Here is a 20,917-nt window from a genome sequence, read left to right as displayed (position 1 = left end):
ACGAGCGGATTGAGTAGGAGCCCTGCTGTGCCTAATTCTGCCCCATGACCCCACCGATCGGAGAACTGACCGACCGCATGCGGGCCATCTTCGGCCTGGTGGTCGAAGCCTATCTCGACCGCGGTCAGCCGGTCGGCTCCAAGGCGCTGGCCGGAACCATCAATCTGTCCTCCGCGTCCATCCGGTCCGTCATGCAGGAACTGGAGGAGCGCGGCCTGCTCACGCATCCACATACCTCCGCCGGCCGAATCCCCACCGAAACCGGCCTCCGCCTGTTCGTCGACGGCATCATGCAGGCGCACCTGCCAAGCAAGCAGGAGCGCGCCGCCATTGAGCGGCAGGTCCGCGATCGCCCGTTGGAAGAGGCGCTCTCGAACGCGACCGCGGCCCTGTCCGGACTGTCGGCCTGCGCGGGCGTCGTGATCGCGCCCAAGTTCGAGCCGCGGCTTCGCCAGCTCTCGTTCGTTCCCCTTGGGCAGGGACAAGCCCTCGCCATCCTGGTCGGCGAGGACGGCAACGTGGAAAATCGGGTCGTGGCTCTCCCTCCCGGAATGACGGCCTCTGCGCTGGTCGAAGTCGGCAATTACGTCAGTGCGCGGCTCAGCGGCCTGACGCTGCAGGAGTCCGAAGCACGCCTGCGCGCCGAGATCCGTGATCGTCGCGAAGCGCTCGACTCGGCCGCCGCCGAACTCGTCGCTACCGGCCTTGCCGAATGGCGCGAGGACGCCCAGCGCCGTCCGGTGCTGATCGTCCGCGGTCAGGCCAACCTCCTCGACGAACATGCCGCCGCCGACCTCGACCGCGTCCGCCGCTTGCTCGACGAGCTGGAGGACCGGCAGGAAATCGTCCGGCTGCTCGAGAGCGCAAGGGAAGGGGAGGGGTGCCGCATCTTCATCGGCTCCGAAAACCGGATGTTTGCGCTGAGCGGCTCCAGCGTCATCGCCGCGCCTTACCGGGGGAGCGAAGGCCGCGTGCTTGGCGTTGTGGGGGTGATCGGACCGACACGGTTGAACTATGCGCGAGTGGTGCCCATGGTGGATTACACAGCGCAAGCACTCACGAGATTGATGGGAACATGACGGACAAGCTTCACGACGAGGCCGAAGAGATTCGCGAAGGCACGGCCGCCGACGCGCCCGAACTGCAGGAGCACGATCGCATCGCCGAGCTGGAAAACGCACTGGCCGAGGCCAACCAGAAGGCGCTCTATGCCGCCGCCGAGGTGCAGAATGTGCGCCGTCGGCTGGAGCAGGAGAAGGTGCAGGCCGCGGCCTATGCCAACGCCGGATTCGCCCGCGACATGCTGAGCGTGAAGGACAACCTCGACCGAGCCCTGTCCCACGTGCCGGAAGGCGCGCGCGAGGACGAGCGGCTGAAGAACTTCATCGAGGGCATCGAGGCTACTTCCCGGGAACTCGACGCGGTCTTCGCCCGCAACGGCATCGCCCGGGTGGAGGCCAAGGGCCAGCCGCTCGACCCCAACAAGCACCAGGCGATGATCGAGATCCCCTCGGCGGATGCTGAGCCAGGCACGATCGTCGAGGAGATGCAGGCCGGCTACATGCTCAAGGACCGCCTGCTCCGCCCGGCCCTGGTCGGTGTCGCGAAGTCAGGCTGATTTAGAGCCGCACTTCTTCTCCAGCGTCGCCAGTCGCGCGTTCAGATCCCTGATCGCGTCCAACAGCCGGTTGAGCGCCGGGGCTGTGATCAGGTCGCCGGCCTGGAAGTCGGGAATAGCTGCGATGTCTATCCGCTTGCGGGGCATCAGTGCACCTCTCGCTTTTGCGTCTCGCCCTTGGTCGCCAGGCTGAACCGCGGCTCCACCGGCATCGCGCCGGTCACCAACCCTGCCGCATAGCGCCCGACCTCCGGCCCATGCTTGAAGCCGTGGCCTGAACCGCCGCCGACGAGCACCACATCCTCCCACTCTGGGTGGCGGTCGATCAGGAAGTCGCCGTTGGAACTGTTCTCATACTGGCAGACCTCTGCGCCGATGAGCGGGGCGCCGCGTAACCTCGGGAAGCGCCGATCGCGAAAGGCGATGACCTCCGCAATGGCCTGCTCCGTCGGGCGCCGGCTCTGCGTATCGGGGTCGACAACCGCGCCATGCGCATCGTGCGCGAACTTCATCCCTCGCGCCTCCAGGTCCGGGAAGCCGTAGAAGATGTCGCCATCGTTGAAGTCCGCCCAGCCCGGCATCCGCCCCGGCTGGAACAACGGGTCGCCCGGAGGCGCCGCGAAATAGAAGACCTCCTGCCGCGTCGCCACGATCCGCTTCGCCAGCAGCTCCGGGAACAGCTTGCCCATCCAGGGACCACAGGCAAACACGAACTTGTCTGCCTCCAACCGTTCTCCCGATGCAAGTGTTGCGGCCTGCAATTTCTTCCCTGCCGCCTCCGGGCGGGTCACCATCGCGCTACGATATTCGCCCCCTGCTGCGATGAATCCCGCCACCAGCGTCTGCACCGCCCGGCGCGCCATCAGCGCACCGAACTCCGGCTCGAACAGGCCAGTGCTGATCCCCGCGAAGTCGATCATCGGAAACCGCCGCGCCATCTCGGCCGCGCTCAGCGCCTCCGTCGCCAGCCCCAGGCGGCGATGCACGGCAAGGCTGTCGCGAAGGTAGTCCTCCTCCCGCGGGAAGAAGAACAGCACCCCGTGCGGCGCGAAGATCGGCAATCCCGCGGCAGCGCTAAGCTGCTTCCATTCCGCCAGGCTCGCCAGCGCCATTCGGGTATAGATCTCGTCCTTGCCGTAGGCGCCGCGAGTCATCCGGCTCTCGCCGCCCGAGCTCGCCCGGCTGTGCGCGGGACCCCACGGATCGACCAACGTGACCCGGTGCCCCGCGCGTCGAAGCTGCTCGGCCGTCCACGCACCGAACACGCCGGCTCCGATCACCGCCGTGTGCGGCCTGCTGAGCCCTTGGGCCCGAACGATCGCAGGCGCGGAAACGGCAGCGCCGCCCGCCCCGATGAGGAGCGAGCGGCGCGTGACATTCAGGCCGACGGCTTCGGGTCGCGATGTGCTTCCCTCGGCCATGGCGGCGAGATCAGCCCCGTTCCGGCGCCGGCGGCGGCGGAGGCGGGGGAGGCGGCGGCAGCGGGCAGCTGTCCGTCGCCAGGATCACCGATCCATCCGCGCAGGTCTGCGTGGCGGGCGGCGGCGCCGGAGGGGGCGGCGGCGGGGGCGGTGGGGGCGGCGGTGCAGCCTCCACCCGATCCGACCGGAACGCCTGCCGCACGGTGATGCCGATCGTGCGCGGCGTGCCGATGTTGTAGCCCAGGCGAGCCCGCCCGCCGCGCTCTCGGTCCAGCGACAGCTTCGGCGACTTGTCGAAGATGTTGTTGGCGTAGAGCTGCACGGTCAGGCCGCTGTCGAGGTTGATGCCAGTCGACAGGTTGACCAGCGTGTAGGCCGGCAGGCGAAGGCTTCCGAAGTTGAACGATCCCACGTCCACCACGCCCGTCACGGGGTCAGCGAACACGGCCGTCGGGAAGAGCCCCGCTCCGGGTTCCTGATCGGACGGCTGGGTGAAACGATTGCCGACGCGCTGGAGGCTGGCGCTGCTGAACCACTCGGCCCGGTCACTGACGGGGACCGCGAAGTCGGCCGTCGCCGCGAACTGGTACTTCGGCACGGTCGGCAGGCGGTTCCCTTCGCGGATGCCGGCGATGATCGCGCCGCCTTCGTTGGCCGGGGTAGCCGGATCGTCCTCGGTCACGACGCTGCTGTCGAACTCGGCGTTCAGCAGGCTACCCGCGAAGGAGAGCTCGAGCCCGCGCAGCGGACGCACGCTGAACTCCGCCTCCACGCCCTTGGAATGGGCCTTGGGCACGTTGAAGACCACGCGCGACGAGCAGCTGCCGGCATCGGCCGTCACCTGGAGGTCACGGATCCGGTTGTAGAAGGCAGCCGCGTTGAACGTGATCGGGCCGCGGCTGTATTTGAAGCCCGCCTCATAGTTCCACAGCGTCTCGTCGTCGTAGGTCGGACGACCGCCGAAGGTTGCAGCGTCGGACGGTCCGCAGAGCGGGATATTCAGCGGATCGTTCACGCCGCCAAGACGGAAGCCCTTCGCAGCCTGAATGTTCACGCTCAGGTCGCGGCTCGGTTCCCACGTGATGATCGCGCGTGGGCTGATGCCGTTCGACTTGGTCTTGTCGCCGATGAAGGTATCGCTGTTGGAGAAGATGCCTCCGGAAACGAAGTCGCGCTCTTCCTTGAAGTTGTAGTAGCGCGCGCCACCGGTGATCTTGATCTGGCCAAGGTCGTAGCTGGCCTCGCCGAATACCGCCGACTGGTTGATGTCGTAGGGAATGTCGGCATTGTAGGGGCTGTCGGCCGGGAAGCCGTTGTAGGTGGCGGAAACCGGAGTTCCCGGGGCGATCACGTCCAGGAACGCCTGGCTGAAGACGTCCGCGCCTGGCGTTGGCAACCGCTGCTTATACTTGCGGTTCACGTTGGAGTAGAAGCCGCCGACGACCCACTGGAAAGGCCCGTCACCGGTAGAGGCGACCCGCAACTCCTGCGTCCACTGCTTGAGGTCGGTGGTATCGCGCAGGTTCGAGTTCAGGAATGCTCCGGGAGAAATCGCCGGATCGGGAGGATCGCCGGCGAAGGAGACATAAACCGACCCGGTCAGGGCCGAGGCATCGCGGCTGACCAGGATGTCGCGGTTGATGAAGCTTGTGACCGAGGTCAGTTCAACTCCGCCAAGGTCCACGCTGCCGGTGAGGTCGGCAACCCAGGTCTCGTCACGGAACTTCTCCCGTAGGCGAAGATACTGCTCGCGCCGGCCGAGATCGGGCTGCGAGGTGACGAACGGGTTGGAGTAGAGATTGTACCGGTCCTCTCGGTTGAAGCCGTCGGCCTCGATCTCCTGCCACACCACGCGCGGGGTGATCTTCACGCTGGGGCTCGGCTGGAACAGCGCGGACAGGCGGAAGCCCTTGCGGGTGCCGTCGTTCACGTCCTTGCCGGCCGCCGGTCCGATGGCATCGATGAAGCCGGGGAACTTGGTGAAATAGCCCACCGCCCGCACCGCGACCGTCTCGCCCACCGGGATGTTGAGCGCGGCCTTCAGGTGACCGCCACGGCCGCCGTCCTTGACCGTGTTGAGGTTGCCCTCGATCAGGCCTTCGGTGCGGTCGAGCCGCGGCTGGTTGGTGATGTAGCGGATCGTGCCGCCGACGCTACCCGATCCGAAGAGCGTTCCCTGCGGACCACGAAGGGTCTCGACCCGGTTGAGGTCGAACAGGTCGAAGTCGGGCGTGAACAGGGACAGCGAAACCACGCTCTCGTCGAGGTAAACGCCGACCTGTTCCTTCACGCCCGGCTGATCGCGCACGATCTGCCCGGCCGACACGCCGCGAACCGACACCTGGCTCTGGCCCGGCCCGAGGTTCTGGACCGTAAGGCCCGCCACGTTACGGCTGATGTCCTCGATTGTTTGGGCGTTGGTCCGCTGGATGTCGGCGGAGGTTTGCGCATTGATCGAGAAAGGCACGTCCTGGACCGTCGACGCGCGCTTGGTCGCGGTGACGATGATCTCTTCCTGCTGGTTGGACGGCTCCTCGACGGTCGGATTGACCGCCTGTGCCGTGTCTTCCTGAGTGGTCTGCGCCGCCGCCGGGATGGCAAGCGCAAAGGCCGCGGTGCCAGCCATCAGGGCCCGCGTGGTGAGCGTCATCGTTCGCATGAGTTAATACCCCCGTTGAGTACTCGGGGAGAGACTAACCTTAACAAAGCGGCGGCGGGAAGAGGGGGTGCGCTTTCGCGACAGCCCTGTTGCAGCGAGGTGACAGCGGCTCAGGCGCTCGCAAACGGCAGAATTCCGGGATCAGCGACGTTCGCAAGCTGCGCGCCCCGCTTCAGCAGGAAGGCGTGGCGCACGATCTCCGCCTGCTGCTCCAGCCCATAAGCGTGGAACGGCTTGCCCGGTTCGAAGCGGTAGGCATAGCGGCAGAACGGATGCCGCATCAGCGGCAGGTAGAAACGGCCACGGACCTGCGCCTGCCAGACGTGCGTCATCTCGTGGATGAAGAGCCCCTGCAGGCTCAGCACCGCGTCACTGAAGTCCTCCCGCCAGTTCGGATCGTCCGGGTGGAAGTGGATGTGCCCGGTTGGAGCCATCACGATCCCGCGCGGCTGGAACGGCCACCACTTGCCCCGGATCATCCGCACCGGCTCATAGTCGATCGCGTCCCCGAACACGCTGCGGGAGATGGCGATCTCCCCGGACGTCAGTGGGCGTGAGGCACGGCGGGGCATGGGCTCAGGAATAGCCGATCGCCCGCCGGGTTCCAGCCTCTACACCCGGGTTGCCCTCGTCCGGCCGACTCGCCATGTGCGAGCCGATGAGGCTTTCCGTACGCAGCTGGGTATGGGTCCTGCCGGTCCTTGGGCTGGTGGAACTCGCCGGACAGGCCCTCGGCCTGGTGGCTCCGTGGCTGACGGGACTGGTGCTCATCGGCGTCGTGCTGGCCGCGGTCCATCATGCAGAGGTTGTAGCGCACCGGGTGGGCGAGCCCTTCGGCACGTTGATCCTCGCCGTAGCGGTAACGGTGATCGAAGCGGGACTGATCGTCTCGCTGATGCTCGCCAATCGGGAAGCCGCGTCCACGCTCGCCCGCGACACCGTTGTTGCGGCCGCCATGATCATCCTCAACCTGTTGCTCGGGCTCTGCCTGCTCGCGGGCGCGCGTCACCAGAAGGAGGCTCGGTTTACCCGAACCGGCGCAACGGCCGCGCTCAGCACCCTTGCAACCCTGCTGATTCTCAGCCTGGTCCTGCCCAACTATACGACGACTGTGCCGGGACCGGTCTATTCGCCCGCCCAGCTCGCCTTCGTCGCGAGCTTCTCGCTCATTCTCTATCTCACCTTCGTGTTCGTGCAGACGGTCCGGAACCGCGACTATTTCCTGCCGCATGGACCGCTCAAGGAGGTCCCCGGGGTCCATGCCGAACCGCCGACGGACAAGGCTGCATGGCTGTCCTTCGCCGCGCTGCTGGTGAGCCTGGTCGTCGTGGTGCTGATGGCCAAGTCGCTGTCCGGCCCGCTCGAAGGTGCCGTCGCGTCTGCGGGCCTGCCCCGGGCCGTCGTCGGCATCGCGATCGCGGCCATCGTTCTTCTGCCGGAAAGCGTGGCCGCTGTCCGCGCTGCTCGCACCAACCGCATGCAGACCAGCCTCAACCTTGCGCTCGGCTCAGCACTGGCGACGATCGGGCTGACCATCCCGGTCGTGACGGTGGTGTCCTTCTCGCTGGACCTGCCGTTGGCCTTGGGCCTGAACAACACCGGCATGACGCTCTTGGCCCTGACGCTGTTCGTCGCTTCGCTGTCGCTGGCACGGGGGCGAACCACCTACCTCCACGGCGCAATCCACCTGGTGATCTTCGCCGCCTATCTCATGACCACCATCCTTCCTTGACGGAGACGAGCCCTGACCGACTTTGCTGCCTTGCTTCAGCCGGACCGGGCCCAGACGGCTCGCCGAATCCACCTCCTCGATGCGGCAAGCACCGAAGAATGGCTGAAGACGCGTCCCGCCAGCGACCGCGCGCTTGCCGAGGCGCAGCGCTTCGACGGCAAGTCGGAGGGCGCGCTCCTGATCCTGCCGCGCGACGGCGGCGAGTTCGAGGTCGCGCTGGCCGTGAAGGACCGGTCGGCACTGTCACCCTGGTGCCTTGCGGGAGCAGCGGACCGCTTGCCGGCTGGCTCCTATCGGCCCGCGGAGGGCAGCGTCGGTCCGGCGACACTCGGCTGGCTGCTCGCCCAGCACCGGTTCGACCAGTACAAGAGCAAGCCTTCGCCGGATCGCGGCGCCCGCGTCCTGCTCACGGGCGAGGCAGCGCGCATCGATGAGGCAGTGCGGCTCGCCGAAGCGACAGCGATGGTGCGTGACTTGGTCGACACGCCTGCCGGCGACCTCGGACCCGCCGAGCTCGAAGGGGCGGTCCGGGCCTGGGCCAGGGAGGTCGGTGCGGAGGTGACCGTCACGTCCGGCGAGGATCTCGAGCGAGGCTATCCGATGGTCGCCGCTGTCGGCGCCGCGGCTGTGCCAGGGCGTGCGCCGCGAATGATCGAGGCCAGCTGGGGCAACCCGGCACATCCGCGGATTGCCGTGATCGGCAAGGGCGTCTGCTTCGACAGCGGGGGCCTCGACCTCAAGCCCGCCAGCGGGATGCGCCTGATGAAGAAGGACATGGGCGGGGCGGCGCACGCGCTGGCCCTTGCGCGGCTGATCGCGGGCGCGCGGCTGCCGGTGCGGCTGCATCTGCTCATCCCCGCCGTCGAGAATGCCGTCGCCGGCGGAGCCTTCCGGCCTGGCGACATTCTCCGCAGCAAGGCCGGAACCCGCGTCGAGATCGACAACACCGACGCGGAAGGCCGGTTGATCCTGGGGGACGCGCTGACCCGCGCGGGCGAGGAGCAACCGGAGCTGATCGTCGACTTTGCAACGCTGACCGGAGCGGCGCGAGTGGCACTCGGGCCGGACCTGCCGGCGCTGTTCGTCAACGACGATTCGCTCGCCGAGCAGTTGCTAGCCGCCTCGCGCGAGGCATCGGACCCGCTCTGGCGAATGCCGTTGTGGGACGGATATGACGACATGCTGAAGTCCGACATCGCCGACATGGTCAACAGCGCCGACTCATCGTTCGCCGGGTCCGTCACGGCCGCGCTGTTCCTCCGCCGGTTCGTGCCCGAGGGCACCGCCTGGGCCCACCTCGACACTTTCGCCTGGCGACCGGTCGCCAAGCCTGGTCGGCCCAAGGGCGGTGAGGCGCTCGGCTTGCGGGCGGTTTATGCAGCACTGGCGGGCCGCTTTCCGGTTCCGTAACGGGAACGTCTCTTTTTTCGGGCTAAGCTGCGTCGTTCACGCAACATTTCTCTTCCTCCTCGGTTAACCGTGGCAGTGCGCGAGGAAGGGAGTTTCCCAGTCCAATGAGCGATGTTTCGCTAAGCGGGTGGATGCGAGCGCTGGTTGCGTATGTGCGCTCTGGCGAGCCTGACCTCACCAACCGGCAGATGGCCCTCCTGATGATTGTCTACCTCACCCCGGGGCCTCACACGGTTCGCGGGCTGGCTCGGGTTCTCGGGGTTTCCAAGCCGGTCGTGACGCGCGCCTTGAATACGCTGGGTGCACTCGGCTATCTGCGCCGCGAACGCGATCAGGACGACCGCCGTAACGTGTTTGTCGTCCGCACCAGCTCCGGGGCAGATTTTCTTGAAGGCTTCAAGCGCAACATCCGGGGCTCCGGCGATCGGCCAGAAGGCGACGGAGGCAACCGCCGCCCAGCGCTCACCCAGCTCGCGCACGCCCATCGATAGCCCTCAGGGCGGCTTTCCCCTGAGCGGACCATCCCGCCTGCCCGATCCGGCGACCCACGCCTATCGCAAGGACCTGGCGGACGTGGCGCTGGCGGGAGAGGTTATCGCGTCGCACTTCGCCGAGCCGCTCCGCCGCACCCTCAGCGCTGCCGCCAGCCTGAAGAGGGCTCCCGACGAGGCGTCCGAGACGCTCGCCCAGCTGCCCGCCGGCGCAACCCTCGACATGCTCGACAACAGCCGTGGCTGGGCTTGGGGCTATGCGGGCGACGACCGGCGCGTCGGCTATGTGCGCAGCGGGGCGCTCGGCTGAACGCCGACGCCTGAAGCCGTCAGCCCTCGGGCGGAAACATCAGGTCCAGGTACGGAATCAGGTCGTTGGGGACGCCCACGTAACCGGCGTGCTCGTCCGTGCTGCGGTCGGCTTTCGGCTCCTGTTCGCCGGGATCGCGGCGGTCTGATGGCGTATCGGCAATGGTTTCAATGTCGGGACCCATGTCCCACCACTGACACTTCCAGAATCGAACCAAATCTTGCTTCGGCAAACGGCCGGCGGCTTCGACGAATGTTCTTCGGAACGGCGTAGACTCGAGCGAACACACGACCCGAGAGCCTCGGGTCAGCGCCGCCGCCTCGGCGTCACATCTCGCCGCGCTGTCGCCTGATCGCGTACCACTTGGCGACGTTTGCATTGTGCTCGGCGAGCGTGCGGGCGAAGACATGGCCGCCCGTGCCGTCGGCGACGAAGTAGATGTACTGGTGCTGCTCGGGATCGAGCACAGCCGCGATGCTCTCCCGCCCTGGGTTGGCGATCGGGCCGAGCGGCAGGCCTGCCCGGCGGTACGTATTGTAGCCGGTGTCGGCGTTCAGCTCCGACCGCAGGATGCGGCGGCCGAGCGGCTTGCCTTTGGTCACCGGATAGATGACGGTCGGGTCCGCATCCAGCTTCATGCCGATCTTCAGTCGGTTGCAGTAGACGCCCGCCACCGCGCGCCGTTCGGAGGCCTTGCCGGTCTCTTTCTCGACGATGGAGGCCAGGGTCACCGCCTCCTGCTTCGTGCTCACCGGGCAGGTCGGCGTCCGCTTCGGCCAAAGCTCGTCCACCGTCCGCGTCATCGCCGCCTGCATTCGCCCGATCACCGCCGCCCGCGCTTCACCGCGCTTGTAGCCATAGCTGTCCGGGAGCACCGACCCCTCCGCCGGCAGCGGCGCCGCACCCGTCAGGAAGGGCAGGGCGGCAACCTTCTCCTGCACGATGATCGACGGCGTGCCCTCGGGGATGGTCACCAGCCGCGACACGGGCTGCCCATGCTGCAGCAGGTCGAGCAGTGCCGCGCCGCTCGTCCCCGCCGGCACCTCGAACTCGCCCGCCTGGATGCCGTCGGCCGAGCCGAACAGCCGCGCCATGGCCCGATAGGTCGTGCAATTGCCCGGGATCAGTCCCTTGCGCTCGAGGCCCGGGCACAGGCTGGTCAGCGTGGCGCCTTCCTCGACGACGATGGTCTCGTCCTTTGGCGCGCCGCCTCCCCACCACAGGAGCCAGGCGCCGAGAGTGCCAACAAGCAGGCCAGCCGCTACGGCAATCAGGAGCAGCCGCTTCATCGTCGCTGTCAGTCGACCGCCTTCATCACCAGCGACGCATTCGTCCCGCCAAAGCCGAAGCTGTTGTTCAGCGCCGCCCGCACCCGCCGCGGCTTGGCGGTATGCGGGACCAGGTCGACGCCGACGCAGCCGTCCGAGGGATTGTCGAGGTTGAGCGTGGGCGGGACGATTTGGTCCCGGATCGCGAGGATGCAGAAGATGCTCTCCACCGCGCCCGCGCCGCCGAGCAGGTGCCCGATCGCGGACTTGGTCGAGCTCATCGACATGTCACCCAGGTGGTTGCCGAACAGCTTGCGCACAGCGCCCAGCTCCAGCTCGTCGCCGAGCGGCGTCGAGGTGCCGTGGGCGTTGATGTAATCGATGTCGCCGAGGTCCAGCCCCGACTTCTTCATCGCCATCTCCATCGACCGGTAGGCGCCCGAGCCCTCCGGATGCGGCGCCGTCACATGGTAGGCGTCACCCGACAGCCCATAGCCCACGACCTCGGCGTAGATCTTCGCGCCGCGCCGCTTGGCATGCTCATATTCCTCGAGAACAACCACGCCCGCGCCTTCGCCCATGACGAAGCCGTCGCGATCCTTGTCGTAGGGACGCGAGGCCTTTTCCGGCTGGTCGTTGAACGCCGTCGAAAGCGCCCGCGCCTGGGCGAACCCGGCGATGCCGATCGGGCAGATGGTCGCTTCCGCGCCGCCGGCCACCATGATGTCGGCATCGTCGTCACGGATCATCCGCGCCGCGTCCCCGATCGAATGCGCACCGGTCGAGCAGGCCGTCACCACCGCATGGTTCGGACCCATCAGGCCGTATTTGATGGAGACTTGCCCCGAGATGAGGTTGATCAACCGCCCGTGCACGAAGTGCGGGCTGACCCGGCCAGGACCCTTCTCGTGGAGGACCAGGCTCTCGGACTCGATTCCCGGAAGCCCGCCGATGCCCGAGCCGATCGAGCAGCCGGCTCGGAATTTCATCTCTTCCGGCATGTCCAGCAGGCCGGCATCCTCGATTGCCTGCCCGGCCGCGTCGAGGCCGTAGACGATGAAGGGATCGACCTGGCGCTGGATCTTGTGGTCGACCCGCTTGCTCGCGTCGAAGCCATAGTCATGGTCGGCCGGCTTCACCTCGCAGGCGATCCGGCACTTCTGGTCGGAAGCGTCGAAGCGGGTGATCGGCCCAGCGCCGCTCTTGCCCGCCAGGATGTTCTTCCACGTGGTCTCCACATCCGCCCCGAGCGGAGTGACGAGACCCAGACCGGTAACCACGACACGGCGCATCTTGTATTCCTCGTTCAAGCGAAACAGGCCCAACCCCGAGGGGCTGAGCCTGTGCTTCGATACGGCAATCCGCTCCGCTTCATGCCTGTTTCAGCATGAGCGGTATAGGTCAGTCCGCTCATCCTGAGTAGCCGCGTGAGCGGCGTATCGAAGGACCGGCTGAGCCCGGAAATCCTTAGCCCTGGTTCTGGTCGATGTAGTCGATCGCGTCCTTGACGGTGGTGATCTTCTCGGCCGCATCGTCCGGGATCTCGACCCCGAATTCCTCCTCGAAAGCCATCACCAGCTCGACGATGTCGAGGCTGTCGGCGCCCAGATCGTCGATGAAGCTCGCCTCCTCGGTGACCTTCTCCGCCTCGACGCCGAGGTGCTCGACAACGATCTTCTTCACGCGTTCGGCAGTCTCGCTCATGTCCCTGTATCCTCCCAGAATGATTTGAGTCCGCCCCTAGCGGCGGGGGAGCAGGGGGGCAAGCCTCGTGAAGCTCAGGCCGCCGCCGCTACGCGCTCCGGAACGCCGAACAGGTCGTGCTCGTCGGATTCCTCCACCAGCACCCGAACGATGTCGCCCGCGGCCAGATGTCCGGCGTCGCGCAGGTGGACTTCGCCATCAATCTCCGGCGCATCGGCCTTGGACCGACCGGTCGCGCCGCCCGTCTCCGCGTCGACGGCATCGATGATCACGTCGATGGTCTTGCCGACCTTCGCCGCCAGCTTCGCGGCAGAGATGCGCGCGGTCAGCTCCATGACCCGGGCGTAGCGTTCTTCCTTGACCTCTTCGGGGACATGGCCCGGAAGGTCGTTGGCAGGCGCGCCTTCGACCGGTTCGAAGCGGAATGCCCCGACGCGGTCCAGCTGAGCTTCCTGGAGCCATTGGAGAAGATAGTCGAAGTCTTCCTCGGTCTCGCCGGGGAAGCCGACCACGAAGCTCGACCGCACGGCGAGGTCCGGCACCAGGGCCCGCCATTCGCGCAAGCGCTCCAGCACCTTGGCCTCGTTCGCCGGCCGGCGCATCGCTTTCAGCACCTTGGGGCTGGCGTGCTGGAAAGGAATGTCGAGGTAGGGAAGCACCAGCCCTTCGGCCATCAGCGGAATGACCCGGTCCACGTGCGGGTAGGGGTAGACGTAGTGGAGGCGCACCCAGGCGCCCAGCCCACCGAGCGCCCGCGCCAGGTCGGTCATGTGCGCGCGAACCTCGCCGCCCTTCCACGGCCAGGCGGCATGCTTCAGGTCGAGGCCGTAGGCGCTCGTGTCCTGGCTGATGACCAGCAGTTCCTTCGTGCCCGCCGCCACCAGCTTTTCCGCCTCGCGCAGGATCGCGTCCGGCCGCCGGCTGACCAGGTCGCCGCGGATCTGCGGGATGATGCAGAAGGCGCAGCGGTGATTGCAGCCTTCGGAGATTTTGAGATAGCCATAGTGCCGCGGCGTCAGCTTCAGCCCCGTCTCGGGCCGCGCCTGCGGCACCAGGTCGAGATAGGGCGACGGCACCGGCGGAGCCGCCTCGTGCACGGCCTCGACCACCTGCTCATACTGGTGCGCGCCGGTGATCGCCAGCACTTGCGGGAAGCGCTCGCGGATGACCTCGGCCTCCCGGCCCATGCAGCCGGTGACGACCACGCGGCCGTTCTCGGCAATGGCCTCGCCGATCGCTTCCAGGCTCTCCTCCTTGGCGGAGTCGAGGAAGCCGCAGGTGTTGACCAGCACAACGTCCGCGCCGGCATAGTCGGCGGACATCTCATAGCCGTCGGCGCGAAGCTTCGACAGGATGCGCTCGGAGTCGACCAGATTCTTGGGACAGCCGAGCGAGACCATGCCGACACGCGGCGGGGAGGGGAGTACAGTTGCCATGGGAGGCGGCGCCCTTAGCCGAAATTTCAGGCAAAATCGAGGCGCTTAGGCCGGCGCTCCGACCGGCGGGTGGTTGGGCACGATCTCGATCAGCCGGTCGCCTTGCTGGAGGATGGTGGTGCCTTCCTCCCAGAAGCCGATCGGGCGCCCCCTGCGCAGGATGCGCAACCCCATGCCGGAGCGAATTTCCGATAGCGGGCGTCCGATCTCTTCCGGGGTCACCACCCGTTCGCGCAGCTGCACCCGGCCTGCGGCGGAAGCAAGGTCTGCCATATAGTCGGCGATACCCAGTCCCTGCGCCGATCCCGCCATCAGCAGGCCGGCGAAGCTGACCGGATTGATCACGGTCGTCGCGCCGGCCGCGCGGGCGGGCACCTCGTTGTCGCCGGCCTTCACCAGCACGGTGATGGGCAGGTCTGGGGCCAGGTGACGGGCGGTCAGGCACACGAGGATCGAAGTGTCGTCCCGCCCTGCGGAGACGAGCAGGGCGCGAGCATTGGCGATCCTCACGGCGCTCAACGTCGCATCTCGGGTGGCGTCCCCCTCGAGCACGGTGCAGCCGATCGATTCGGCTTCTTCGGCCGCGGCCGGGTCGCACTCGACCACGACGATGTCCTTTGGCGGCGTGCCGCGGGCGATCAGTTCGTTGATGGTCTCGGAACCGGACGTTCCATAGCCCACGACCACCGTATGGCCGGTCAGGGTCTGCTGCAGCCGTTGCATGAGCCATTTGCTCCAGAGGCGTTTGATGACGAAGGTGTAGGCGGTTCCTGCCAGGATCAGCAGGAAGAAGATCCGAATGGGAGTGACGATCAGCGCGTCGAACAGGCGGGCTCGCTCGGTGATCGGGACGATGTCGCCATAGCCCGTCGTCGTGGCGCTGATCATCGTGAAGTAGATGATGTCGGCGAAGCTGATGTGATTGTCGTAGTTGTCCTTGAGGCTGTCCCGCTCCACCCAGTGGAAGGCGATCACCAGCGCCAGCAGCCCGAATGCCAGGGCCATGCGGATGAAGAACTGCGCCCAGCCGCTCAGCGTCGGCTGCCGCCGCAGGAGCAGGTGATTGGGGTCCCTGATCTGTCGCCATGGTCCCGGGCTGGGACGGCGTGACACGAACTCCCTTGTCATTCCCCACTTTCTGCGTCGAACGAACCGGCCATGCAACGACTGGCCACCATGTTTGTTGCTGGCTACAGACGCCGTCCGCGGCCGGGGGCCTTGAGGAGTGTTGAATGCGCATTGCGATGATCGGGACGGGCTACGTCGGCCTGGTGTCCGGAGCCTGCTTCGCCGATTTCGGGCATCAGGTGACCTGCGTCGACAAGGACCAGGCCAAGATCGACGGGCTCCATGCCGGGCGGATGCCGATCTGGGAACCGGGGCTGGAGGCGCTGGTCGCCCATAACGTCAAGCGCGGGCGGCTGAACTTCACGACCGATCTTGCCGAGGGCCTGAAGGATGTCGATGCCGTGTTCATCGCGGTCGGCACCCCGTCGCGCAAGGAAGACGGCCACGCCGACCTCACCTACGTCTACGCCGCCGCCAAGGAGATTGCGGAGACCCTGACCGGCCCGGCCGTGGTGGTCACCAAGTCGACCGTCCCCGTCGGCACCGGCGACGAAATCGCGCGCATCCTCGCCGAGAACAATGCGCCGGAAGGCACCAGCGTCGCCTCCAACCCGGAGTTCCTGCGCGAAGGCGCCGCCATCCGCGACTTCAAGATTCCCGACCGCATCGTGGTCGGCGCCGAGGACGACCGCGCCCGCGAGGTGCTGCGCGAGGTCTACCGACCGCTGTTCCTCAACAAGGCGCCAATCCTGTTCACCGGTCGGCGCACGGCCGAGATCATCAAGTACGCCGCCAACGCCTTCCTCGCGACCAAGATCAGCTTCATCAACGAGATGGCGGACCTGTGCGAGACGGTCGGCGGCGACGTGCAGGACGTGGCGCGCGGCATCGGCCTCGACAATCGCATCGGCCCCAAGTTCCTCCATGCCGGCCCGGGCTACGGCGGCAGCTGCTTCCCCAAGGACACGCTCGCCCTGCTCCAGACCGGCCAGAAGTACGGCGTGCCCATGCGCATCGTGAACAGCGTCGTGGACGTCAACGAGGAGCGGAAGGTCAGCATGGCCGATCGCGTCCGCGATGCCTTGGGCGGCTCCCTCGAGGGCAAGCGGGTCGCAGTCCTCGGCCTGACCTTCAAGCCCAACACCGACGATATGCGCGACGCTCCTAGCCTGGCGCTGATTGAGCGCCTTCAGCAGGGCGGCGCTTCGGTGGTCGCATTCGATCCCGTCGGCATCGAAGCCGCCCGCCCGCTGCTCAAGAACGTAGACTTCGCCAACGACAGCTATGCCGCGGCGGAAGGGGCCGACGCGCTCGTGCTCGTAACCGAATGGGACGAATTCCGCGCTCTCGACCTCAAGCGGATCGCCGGCGCCATGAAGGGCAATGCGCTCATCGACCTGCGCAACATCTACGAACCGCAGGAGGTTGCCCGCGTGGGTCTGAGCTACCGCGGCGTCGGGCGCGGCGAGGTCAAAGCCTGACCGCACGCCCTGAGCGAGGCGCGCGCGTGCCTAGTGCCCGTGCGCCGAGTGGCCCTGCTCGGGTTGCGCTTCCGTCATCCTGACCAGCCGGCGCGGGTTCTTCCACCCGTAGCGGGGCTTGTCGGCGCCCTTGATCTGCCAGCCGTTGCCAAGGTCCCCCCCTGAGCAGTTCAGCCGCTTGTTGAGGCAATTATCTTCCCACATCTGCTTGGCGACAGGGTCCCAAGCCTCGAAGAAATCGCCATGGCCCGTCTCGCCGCGCTTGGCGCCGGGCACCTGCGCGTCACTGGCATAGCTGTACACCTCGCCCGGAGCCTGGCTGAACGCGTACTTCTGCTCCAGCGTCGGGATCACATAGGGGTGGCTCGACGGGCACTTCAGCCACCCGCGTGAGCCATAGCCCGGATAGGCCATGTGGCTCCGGTGGTCGGCACTATCCAGGTTCTCGCCGTCCCAGCACGACGGAAACGTCACGGTGGCAATGAACTGCTTGTTGGCCGGGCAGGTCGCCTGCAGCTCCTCCAGATTCCGCTTGTTCTTCGTGTCCGGCCCACCGGCGCAGTTGAAGTGCAGCCCTTCGGCCTTTCCGGTCGCAAAGTCGTAGCCGGCGATCATCCGCAGGCCATTCGGCAGGGGAACGCACTTGCCCTGCGCCTGCACCGCATCGTTGAAGCCCTGGCACTTGGGGTCGGACGCCGGACGGCGCTTGTAATAGAGCAGCAGATAGTCCGGCTGCACATACTCTCCCCGGCCGTTCAGCAGCACCGGCATCCAGTAGTTGGTCCGGTTCGCCTCGTTCCCGCAGGAGCTGCTGCCCGAAGTGCGCAGGTCGCGGTAGGTCGACGTCGCTGTGGTCCCTTCGTTGCCCGCGATCTGGTGCGTGTGCGGCGAGCGCCTGCCGAAGGCTACGATGTTGTCCACATCCTTGATGACACCCGCCCCGCACAGCATCCGGAAGGCGCCGACGACATCCTTGCCGTTGTCCTTGGCGGCCTTGCCATGCCCCCAGCTCTTCTGGAGCCTGGTCATGACATCGAACTCGGAGGCGATCGGCTCCATCCCGGTCAGCCCGCGCGGGCTCGCCACGGGGTCCGGGCGCGCCCCTGCGCCTGCGGCCGGAGCCCAGCCCATGGAGCCGAGGACCACAACGGCCACCAGGCCCGATCGAACACGCGCCATCACATCCATCGCTGACCCTGTGGCCCCGAGCCCCTGAACCGGCAATGTCCGGTCGGCTGCGCCATCCGTCCTCAAGCGTCGATGACGTCGTCTTCGATCGCGGACGCTCGCGACTGGATGAAGGCGAAGCGATGCTCCGGGTTCTTGCCCATCAGCCGCTCCACCAGATCCTTGATCGGCTGCCGATCCTCATACTGGCTGGGCAGCGTGACCCGCAGCAGCGAACGGCTCTTCGGGTTCATGGTAGTCTCCTTGAGCTGCTGCGGGTTCATCTCGCCGAGACCCTTGAAGCGGCTCACCTCGACCTTCTTGCCCTTGAACTCCTTGGCCTCGAGTTCCGCGCGGTGGGCGTCATCGCGCGCATAGAGGCTCTTGGCTCCCGCGGTCAGCCGGTAGAGCGGCGGCTGGGCCAGGAACAGGTGACCGCGCCGGACCAGCTCCGGCATTTCCTGGAAGAAGAAGGTCATCAGCAGCGTCGCAATATGGGCGCCGTCCACGTCGGCGTCCGTCATGATGATGATCCGCTCGTACCGGAGCGCGCTCTCATCCCACTTGTCGCGGATTCCGCAGCCCAGCGCCTGCTGGAGGTCGCTGATCTCGCTGTTTGCCCGGATCTTGTCGGCCGTGGCGCTGGCGACGTTCAGGATCTTGCCGCGGATCGGCAGGATCGCCTGCGTCTTGCGGTCGCGCGCCTGCTTGGCCGAGCCACCGGCGCTGTCGCCCTCGACGATGAACAGCTCCGTTCCCTCCGGAGCATCGCTGGCGCAGTCGGTGAGCTTGCCGGGCAGCCGCAGCTTGCGGGCCGAAGTCGCCGTCTTGCGCTTGACCTCGCGCTCGGCCCGGCGCTTCAGCCGCTCTTCCGCCCGCTCGATGATCGATCCGAGCAGCGCCCGCCCGCGATCCATGTTGTCGGCCAGGAAATGGTCGAAATGATCGCGAACCGCAGCCTCCACGAAGCGCGCGGCCTCCAGGCTTGTCAGCCGGTCCTTGGTCTGGCTCTGGAAATGCGGGTTGCGGATGAAGACGGACAGCATCAGCTCGACGCCGTTGAACACGTCGTCGGCCGTGATCTCCTTCGCCTTCTTGTTGCCGACCAGCTCGCCGAACGCGCGGATCCCCTTGGTCAAAGCGGCGCGCAGCCCCGCCTCATGCGTGCCGCCGTCCGGAGTGGGGATCGTGTTGCAATAATAGCTCTCGGAGCCATCCGAGTAGAGCGGCCACGCCACCGCCCACTCCGCAGAGCCTTGCCCGTCGGGAAAGTCCTGCCGTCCCGCGAACGGCTGGTTGGTGACCGCCGGCCGCTCGCCGATCTGCTCGGCCAGGTGATCGGCAAGCCCGCCCGGGAACTGGAAGGTCGCCTGCTCCGGCACCTCGGCCGAGGCGAGCGAGGGATCGCAGCGCCAGCGGATCTCGACGCCCGCGAACAGGTACGCCTTGGACCGTGCCAGCCGGTACAGGCGCGCCGGATCGAACGTCAGCGCGCCGAAGATCTCCGGATCGGGCGAGAAACTGACGGTCGTGCCCCGCCGGTTCGGAGCCGCGCCGACTTCCTCCAGCGGACCCACGGCCATGCCCTTGGCAAACCGCTGGCGGAACAGCTTCTTCTCGCGGGCCACCTCCACGATCGTTTCCGTGGAGAGCGCATTCACCACCGATACGCCGACGCCATGCAGGCCACCGGAGGTCGAATAGGCCTTGCCCTCGAACTTGCCGCCGGAGTGGAGCGTTGTAAGGATCACCTCGAGCGCCGACTTGCCCGGATACTTGGGATGCGGATCGACCGGGATGCCGCGGCCATTGTCGCTGACCGTCAGCCGGTTGCCCGGCTCCAGCGTTACCTCGATGCGGCTGGCATGACCGGCGACCGCTTCATCCATCGAGTTGTCGATGACCTCGGCGGCGAGGTGGTGCAACGCCCGCTCGTCGGTGCCGCCGATGTACATGCCCGGCCGGCGGCGAACGGGCTCCAGCCCTTCCAGTACCTCGATCGCCGAAGCGTCATAGCTTTCCGGAGTGGAGGAAGCGGAGGAAGATGAGCCGAACAGGTCCGTCATTTGTTCCCAGCTATAGCGCGCTCACGGGCGCACGCCACAGCCTCTTGAACCCTGCGACATATTTACCACATCAGCGCTGCCGGACGCTCAGACGAGGTCCGGCGACGGGCTGAGGGGAGCCCAGCCAAGGCACCCGCAGTCCGCCTGTTGCTCAAACAAGGAGGACAGACATGCGCACTGCTTTCGACTTTTCACCGTTCCGCCGTTCCACCGTCGGCTTCGACCGCCTGTTCGACATGCTGGAGAACAGCGCCGCTGGGAACGGGGAGAACTACCCTCCGTTCGATCTCATCAAGGTCGATGACAACAAGTATCGGATCGAGATCGCGGTCGCGGGCTTCAAGTCCGGTGAGATCGACATCACCAGCCACCAGAACGTGCTGATCATCCGCGGGCAGAAGTCCGAGGAGAATGGCAACGACTACGTCCACCGGGGCATCGCCACCCGCTCGTTCGAGCGCCGCTTCGCGCTCGCCGATCACATCCAGGTGACGGGCGCCGACCTCAAGGACGGCATGCTGGCGATCGACCTCGTCCGCGAGATCCCCGAGGCTATGAAGCCCCGGAAGATCGAGATCGGCGGCGCGGTCACTCCGCAGCCGGAGCCGGAGCAGCGCACGCTCGAGGCGAAGGCGGAGGAGCGTCAGTCCGAGAACGCCTGAGGCAGCCGCCTCGCCCGAAGGGCCTCGGGAGCATTGCTCCCGGGGCCTCTATCCCCCTCGCGTGCCCGGCTTGCACAAGCCCCAGTCCTGTGCGCCGTTCGTCTTGTTGATGCAGTCACGCGCGCGATTGATGCCGATGCCCACGGCCCGGCCAAGGTTCAGCGAGCCCAGCGCCACCGCCCCGCCGATCACGCCGAGCAGCAGCGCATAGTCCGAGGCGGAAGCGCCGGCGTCATCGGCCAGCATGGCCCACATTCTCGTCATCATCGCTCCCACGGCCGATCGGCGGAGAAGATAGGCGCGACACGCCCGAAACGGGCACGGTCGGACTGGGTAACTCGAAAGAGTGATCCTGGCCGCATCTTCCGACCGAGCCTCGAAACATGTGGCGCGCGGCGGCTGACCCGGTTGCTCGTGCGTTGGG

At 66.8% G+C, this 20,917-nt stretch carries 21 protein-coding genes; 8 read left to right on the top strand and 13 right to left on the bottom strand.

The genetic code is table 11. The annotated features are described in order from the left end of the window. Nucleotides 1–44: 44 nt before the first annotated feature. A complete protein-coding gene (gene hrcA, locus JT720_RS09260; protein WP_205480975.1) occupies nucleotides 45–1,079 on the top strand; it encodes a heat-inducible transcriptional repressor HrcA in 1,035 nt (344 codons plus the stop codon). Next, on the top strand, nucleotides 1,076–1,618 hold the full coding sequence (gene grpE / locus JT720_RS09255; protein WP_205480974.1) for a nucleotide exchange factor GrpE: 543 nt from the start codon (nucleotides 1,076–1,078) through the stop codon (nucleotides 1,616–1,618). The genes hrcA and grpE overlap by 4 nt, the downstream gene beginning before the upstream one ends. Here grpE and JT720_RS09250 read toward each other — a convergent pair. From JT720_RS09250 to JT720_RS09230, 4 genes are all read right to left on the bottom strand, one after another. Continuing rightward, on the bottom strand, nucleotides 1,610–1,765 hold the full coding sequence (locus JT720_RS09250) for a hypothetical protein (RefSeq protein WP_205480972.1): 156 nt from the start codon (nucleotides 1,763–1,765) through the stop codon (nucleotides 1,610–1,612). The genes grpE and JT720_RS09250 overlap by 9 nt on opposite strands. Further along, complete coding sequence (locus tag JT720_RS09245; RefSeq protein ID WP_205480970.1) at nucleotides 1,765–3,039, bottom strand: FAD-dependent oxidoreductase; 1,275 nt, start codon at nucleotides 3,037–3,039, stop codon at nucleotides 1,765–1,767. The genes JT720_RS09250 and JT720_RS09245 overlap by 1 nt, the downstream gene beginning before the upstream one ends. Before the next feature lie 10 nt (nucleotides 3,040–3,049). Beyond that, nucleotides 3,050–5,698 (bottom strand): TonB-dependent receptor, encoded by a 2,649-nt coding sequence (locus tag JT720_RS09235; protein ID WP_237219822.1) that lies wholly within the window; start codon nucleotides 5,696–5,698, stop codon nucleotides 3,050–3,052. 110 nt (nucleotides 5,699–5,808) lie between these two features. Continuing rightward, complete coding sequence (locus JT720_RS09230) at nucleotides 5,809–6,270, bottom strand: vgr related protein (protein WP_205480969.1); 462 nt, start codon at nucleotides 6,268–6,270, stop codon at nucleotides 5,809–5,811. A gap of 86 nt (nucleotides 6,271–6,356) precedes the next feature. On the opposite strand from JT720_RS09230, the gene JT720_RS09225 reads away from it, so the two are divergent. The 4 genes from JT720_RS09225 to JT720_RS09210 all read left to right on the top strand — a co-directional run bounded on the left by JT720_RS09225 (nucleotide 6,357) and on the right by JT720_RS09210 (nucleotide 9,641). Then, the gene (locus tag JT720_RS09225; RefSeq protein WP_237219823.1) at nucleotides 6,357–7,430 is read left to right on the top strand and encodes a calcium:cation antiporter; all 1,074 of its coding nucleotides are present in this window, start codon (nucleotides 6,357–6,359) and stop codon (nucleotides 7,428–7,430) included. A 12-nt stretch (nucleotides 7,431–7,442) separates the two neighbouring features. Next, entirely contained in the window at nucleotides 7,443–8,840 is a 1,398-nt protein-coding gene (locus JT720_RS09220; protein ID WP_205481391.1) for a leucyl aminopeptidase family protein, read from the top strand. Nucleotides 8,841–8,971: 131 nt separating this feature from the next. Further along, the gene (locus JT720_RS09215; protein WP_205481390.1) at nucleotides 8,972–9,331 is read left to right on the top strand and encodes a MarR family transcriptional regulator; all 360 of its coding nucleotides are present in this window, start codon (nucleotides 8,972–8,974) and stop codon (nucleotides 9,329–9,331) included. Nucleotides 9,332–9,413: 82 nt separating this feature from the next. Next, nucleotides 9,414–9,641: an SH3 domain-containing protein gene (locus tag JT720_RS09210; protein ID WP_336511981.1), complete on the top strand. Its 228-nt coding sequence runs from the start codon at nucleotides 9,414–9,416 to the stop codon at nucleotides 9,639–9,641. A 19-nt stretch (nucleotides 9,642–9,660) separates the two neighbouring features. On the opposite strand, the gene JT720_RS09205 is transcribed toward JT720_RS09210, so the two are convergent. From JT720_RS09205 to JT720_RS09180, 6 genes are all read right to left on the bottom strand, one after another. After that, nucleotides 9,661–9,825, bottom strand: coding sequence for a hypothetical protein (locus JT720_RS09205; protein ID WP_205480965.1), 165 nt, complete (start codon nucleotides 9,823–9,825; stop codon nucleotides 9,661–9,663). A gap of 142 nt (nucleotides 9,826–9,967) precedes the next feature. Then, complete coding sequence (gene mltG, locus JT720_RS09200) at nucleotides 9,968–10,930, bottom strand: endolytic transglycosylase MltG (RefSeq protein WP_205480963.1); 963 nt, start codon at nucleotides 10,928–10,930, stop codon at nucleotides 9,968–9,970. A gap of 8 nt (nucleotides 10,931–10,938) precedes the next feature. Then, nucleotides 10,939–12,201 carry a beta-ketoacyl-ACP synthase II gene (fabF, locus tag JT720_RS09195; RefSeq protein WP_205481388.1) on the bottom strand — a complete coding sequence of 421 codons (1,263 nt, stop codon included), beginning with the start codon at nucleotides 12,199–12,201 and terminating at the stop codon, nucleotides 10,939–10,941. A 175-nt stretch (nucleotides 12,202–12,376) separates the two neighbouring features. Further along, nucleotides 12,377–12,613: an acyl carrier protein gene (locus JT720_RS09190; protein WP_192586890.1), complete on the bottom strand. Its 237-nt coding sequence runs from the start codon at nucleotides 12,611–12,613 to the stop codon at nucleotides 12,377–12,379. Nucleotides 12,614–12,687: 74 nt separating this feature from the next. Then, nucleotides 12,688–14,049: a 30S ribosomal protein S12 methylthiotransferase RimO gene (gene rimO / locus JT720_RS09185; RefSeq protein WP_205480961.1), complete on the bottom strand. Its 1,362-nt coding sequence runs from the start codon at nucleotides 14,047–14,049 to the stop codon at nucleotides 12,688–12,690. Between the two features lie 45 nt (nucleotides 14,050–14,094). After that, nucleotides 14,095–15,177, bottom strand: a complete 1,083-nt coding sequence (locus tag JT720_RS09180) for a potassium channel family protein (RefSeq protein WP_205480959.1) — start codon at nucleotides 15,175–15,177, stop codon at nucleotides 14,095–14,097. 104 nt (nucleotides 15,178–15,281) lie between these two features. Between JT720_RS09180 and JT720_RS09175 the strand changes: the two genes are divergently transcribed. Beyond that, nucleotides 15,282–16,598, top strand: a complete 1,317-nt coding sequence (locus JT720_RS09175) for a UDP-glucose dehydrogenase family protein (RefSeq protein ID WP_205480957.1) — start codon at nucleotides 15,282–15,284, stop codon at nucleotides 16,596–16,598. 30 nt (nucleotides 16,599–16,628) lie between these two features. Here the strand turns inward: JT720_RS09175 and JT720_RS09170 are convergent, their stop codons facing one another. Both JT720_RS09170 and parE read right to left on the bottom strand, forming a co-directional pair. Beyond that, nucleotides 16,629–17,786: a DUF1996 domain-containing protein gene (locus tag JT720_RS09170; RefSeq protein WP_205480955.1), complete on the bottom strand. Its 1,158-nt coding sequence runs from the start codon at nucleotides 17,784–17,786 to the stop codon at nucleotides 16,629–16,631. A gap of 62 nt (nucleotides 17,787–17,848) precedes the next feature. After that, nucleotides 17,849–19,831 (bottom strand): DNA topoisomerase IV subunit B, encoded by a 1,983-nt coding sequence (gene parE, locus JT720_RS09165; protein WP_205480953.1) that lies wholly within the window; start codon nucleotides 19,829–19,831, stop codon nucleotides 17,849–17,851. A 170-nt stretch (nucleotides 19,832–20,001) separates the two neighbouring features. Here parE and JT720_RS09160 point away from each other — a divergent pair, with 170 nt between their 5' ends. Next, the gene (locus JT720_RS09160) at nucleotides 20,002–20,493 is read left to right on the top strand and encodes an Hsp20 family protein (protein ID WP_205480951.1); all 492 of its coding nucleotides are present in this window, start codon (nucleotides 20,002–20,004) and stop codon (nucleotides 20,491–20,493) included. A gap of 48 nt (nucleotides 20,494–20,541) precedes the next feature. Here the strand turns inward: JT720_RS09160 and JT720_RS09155 are convergent, their stop codons facing one another. Continuing rightward, nucleotides 20,542–20,757 (bottom strand): Flp family type IVb pilin, encoded by a 216-nt coding sequence (locus tag JT720_RS09155; RefSeq protein WP_205480950.1) that lies wholly within the window; start codon nucleotides 20,755–20,757, stop codon nucleotides 20,542–20,544. Between the last annotated feature and the right edge of the window lie 160 nt (nucleotides 20,758–20,917).

The sequence above is a fragment of the Sphingomonas arenae genome, assembly GCF_016924655.1.
GTDB lineage: Bacteria > Pseudomonadota > Alphaproteobacteria > Sphingomonadales > Sphingomonadaceae > Sphingomicrobium > Sphingomicrobium arenae.
The sequence above is the reverse complement of the archived record's forward strand: the minus strand, read 5'-3'. Positions and strand labels throughout refer to the sequence as shown.

Coding starts and splice junctions, on each gene's coding strand:
- hrcA (WP_205480975.1), top strand. CDS start 45: ATGACCCCACCGATCGGAGAACTGACCGACCGCATGCGGGCCATCTTC.
- grpE (WP_205480974.1), top strand. CDS start 1,076: ATGACGGACAAGCTTCACGACGAGGCCGAAGAGATTCGCGAAGGCACG.
- JT720_RS09250 (WP_205480972.1), bottom strand. CDS start 1,765: ATGCCCCGCAAGCGGATAGACATCGCAGCTATTCCCGACTTCCAGGCC.
- JT720_RS09245 (WP_205480970.1), bottom strand. CDS start 3,039: ATGGCCGAGGGAAGCACATCGCGACCCGAAGCCGTCGGCCTGAATGTC.
- JT720_RS09235 (WP_237219822.1), bottom strand. CDS start 5,698: ATGCGAACGATGACGCTCACCACGCGGGCCCTGATGGCTGGCACCGCG.
- JT720_RS09230 (WP_205480969.1), bottom strand. CDS start 6,270: ATGCCCCGCCGTGCCTCACGCCCACTGACGTCCGGGGAGATCGCCATC.
- JT720_RS09225 (WP_237219823.1), top strand. CDS start 6,357: ATGAGGCTTTCCGTACGCAGCTGGGTATGGGTCCTGCCGGTCCTTGGG.
- JT720_RS09215 (WP_205481390.1), top strand. CDS start 8,972: ATGCGAGCGCTGGTTGCGTATGTGCGCTCTGGCGAGCCTGACCTCACC.
- JT720_RS09205 (WP_205480965.1), bottom strand. CDS start 9,825: ATGGGTCCCGACATTGAAACCATTGCCGATACGCCATCAGACCGCCGC.
- mltG (WP_205480963.1), bottom strand. CDS start 10,930: ATGAAGCGGCTGCTCCTGATTGCCGTAGCGGCTGGCCTGCTTGTTGGC.
- fabF (WP_205481388.1), bottom strand. CDS start 12,201: ATGCGCCGTGTCGTGGTTACCGGTCTGGGTCTCGTCACTCCGCTCGGG.
- JT720_RS09190 (WP_192586890.1), bottom strand. CDS start 12,613: ATGAGCGAGACTGCCGAACGCGTGAAGAAGATCGTTGTCGAGCACCTC.
- rimO (WP_205480961.1), bottom strand. CDS start 14,049: ATGGCAACTGTACTCCCCTCCCCGCCGCGTGTCGGCATGGTCTCGCTC.
- JT720_RS09180 (WP_205480959.1), bottom strand. CDS start 15,177: ATGACAAGGGAGTTCGTGTCACGCCGTCCCAGCCCGGGACCATGGCGA.
- JT720_RS09175 (WP_205480957.1), top strand. CDS start 15,282: ATGCGCATTGCGATGATCGGGACGGGCTACGTCGGCCTGGTGTCCGGA.
- JT720_RS09170 (WP_205480955.1), bottom strand. CDS start 17,786: ATGGATGTGATGGCGCGTGTTCGATCGGGCCTGGTGGCCGTTGTGGTC.
- parE (WP_205480953.1), bottom strand. CDS start 19,831: ATGACGGACCTGTTCGGCTCATCTTCCTCCGCTTCCTCCACTCCGGAA.
- JT720_RS09160 (WP_205480951.1), top strand. CDS start 20,002: ATGCGCACTGCTTTCGACTTTTCACCGTTCCGCCGTTCCACCGTCGGC.
- JT720_RS09155 (WP_205480950.1), bottom strand. CDS start 20,757: ATGACGAGAATGTGGGCCATGCTGGCCGATGACGCCGGCGCTTCCGCC.